1 protein-coding gene is annotated in these 2,212 nt (G+C 42.8%); it reads right to left on the bottom strand.

Going from position 1 to position 2,212, the window contains the following annotated elements; genetic code table 11:
• Positions 1-2,130, bottom strand: a 2,130-nt coding sequence (nrdE, locus tag AB4496_RS22700; protein WP_102258317.1) for a class 1b ribonucleoside-diphosphate reductase subunit alpha, incomplete at its 3' end; no start/stop codon positions are given.
• Positions 2,131-2,212 lie beyond the last annotated feature (82 nt).

The raw sequence follows: 2,212 nt of genomic DNA, 5'->3' as shown, positions 1-2,212 counted from the left end.
CAGTGAGCACGACACGCACCCTTCGACTTGAGTACCTTCTAATGCTTTCTGTCGCATTCGGATGTAGTAAAGCGTTTTAATTTTCTTTTTCCATGCGTAGATCTGAGCTTTGTTGATATCTCTCGTCGTTACCTCATCGTCAAAAAACAAAGTTAATGAAAGGCCTTGATCAACATGTTCAGTGGCCGCTGCATAAACATCGATTATTGCCTTAGGGCCTATGGAAAAAGCGTCACGAAAATACTCTAAATTGGAGTTATTCAAATACGGCGCAGGGAAGTAAACTCGCCCAATTTTACCCTCTTTTCTTATCTCCACTTTAGCGGTAACGGGATGAATAGAAGCGGTAGAGTCGTTGATATAGCTAATTGAGCCTGTAGGAGGAATGGCCTGTAAGTATCGGTTGTATAGCCCTGAGCTCATGACGAGTTGTTTCAATTCGTTCCACTCAGACACGGTGGGTATTCGTATATCTAAACGGCTAAAGAGATCTTGGACCACGTCCAATTTTGGCGAGAAATCCTGCTGCAAATATTTGTCGAAGAAAGACCCATCACTGTAACTAGAATCTTCGAACCCTTTGAACGTACTCTTTTTCTCTTGTGCCAACTTATTGGAAGCCACGAGACAGTGATATAAAACACAGGCAAAATAACTGCTGGTGAAATCAATGGCCTCTGGTGAATCATAGTGAATGCGTTCTCTAGCCAAAAACCCATGCAAGTTCATCTGACCTAAACCAATAGCATGACTTTCATCGTTGCCCTTTCTTATCGAAGGAACACTGTTGATTGCGCTCATCTCTGACACTGCATTTAATGCTCGAATTGCGGTGTCAACGGTTTGAGATAGTCGACCTCCATCCAAGGCTTTAGCAATATTGATCGAGCCTAAATTGCACGAAATATCTCGCCCGACATGACTATAGTTCAAGTCGTCATCATAATTTGACGCCTCGTTGACCTGCAATATTTCAGAACACAAGTTAGACATATTTACACGCCCCTGAATGGGGTTAGCCTGATTAACCGTATCTTCGAACATAATGTATGGATAGCCCGACTCAAATTGGATCTCGGCAAGCGTTTGGAAAAGCCCTCTTGCACTCATTTTCCCTTTGCGGATCCTCGGGTCATCCACCATTTCATGGTACTTCTCCGTCACGCAAATTTCAGAGAAAGGTACGCCATACACTCGCTCAACATCATGAGGAGAAAACAAGTACATATCTTTGTTTTGCTTGGCTAATTCCAGAGTAATATCGGGAATGACAACACCAAGGCTCAAGGTCTTAATTCTGATTTTTTCATCGGCATTTTCTCTTTTCGTATCAAGAAATTGCATGATGTCTGGATGGTGAACATTAAGATAGACAGCACCCGCGCCTTGCCTAGACCCCAATTGGTTTGCATACGAGAAACTGTCTTCAAGCAATTTCATCACAGGGACGACACCTGAACTTTGATTTAAGATCCCCTTAATGGGCGCACCTTGCTCTCTTAAGTTCGTCAGAAGTAAAGCAACACCACCGCCACGACGTGAGAGTTGCAACGATGAGTTAATCGCACGACCGATGCTCTCCATATTGTCTTCGATTCTCAACAAAAAGCAGGAGATCAATTCACCACGGCTCTTTTTACCGGAGTTAATAAAAGTGGGCGTAGCCGGTTGAAAGCGTTGATGAATGATTTCTTCCATTAGTGCCAGTGCAAATTCACAGTCACCACGAGCCAGTAACAGCGCAGTCATAACCACTCGGTCTTCGAACCTTTCTAAATATCGCTTACCATCACGAGTTTTCAGTGCATAGGAAGTAAAAAACTTATAAGCACCTAAGAACGTGCGGAATCGAAATTTGGCTTGATAGGCGTTTGCCCAGATTTGATGAAGAAAACTGCGATCATATTGCTCAATAACTTGAGCCTCGTAATACCCCTCTCTAAGCAAATAGTCGATCTTCTCGTCTAAATTATGAAAGAAAACGGTATTTTGATTAACGTGTTGTAAGAAAAACTGTCGAGCCGCTTGCTTGTCTGCCTCAAACTGAATCGTCCCTTGTTCATCAAGTAGATTCAACATTGCGTTTAAAGCATGGTAGTCAAGGGACTCGTTCTCAAAGTGGTTATCCATGATGTTTCCAAAATTGTTCTAACCCATTTGTCACGATATCAATATCGCTCTGGGTTCCAGATAGTTCGAAACGATACAACAG

Origin of the sequence: Vibrio sp. 10N.222.46.A1 (assembly GCF_041473595.1) — a bacterium.
Lineage (GTDB): Bacteria > Pseudomonadota > Gammaproteobacteria > Enterobacterales > Vibrionaceae > Vibrio > Vibrio tasmaniensis_A.
The sequence above is the reverse complement of the archived record's forward strand: the minus strand, read 5'-3'. Positions and strand labels throughout refer to the sequence as shown.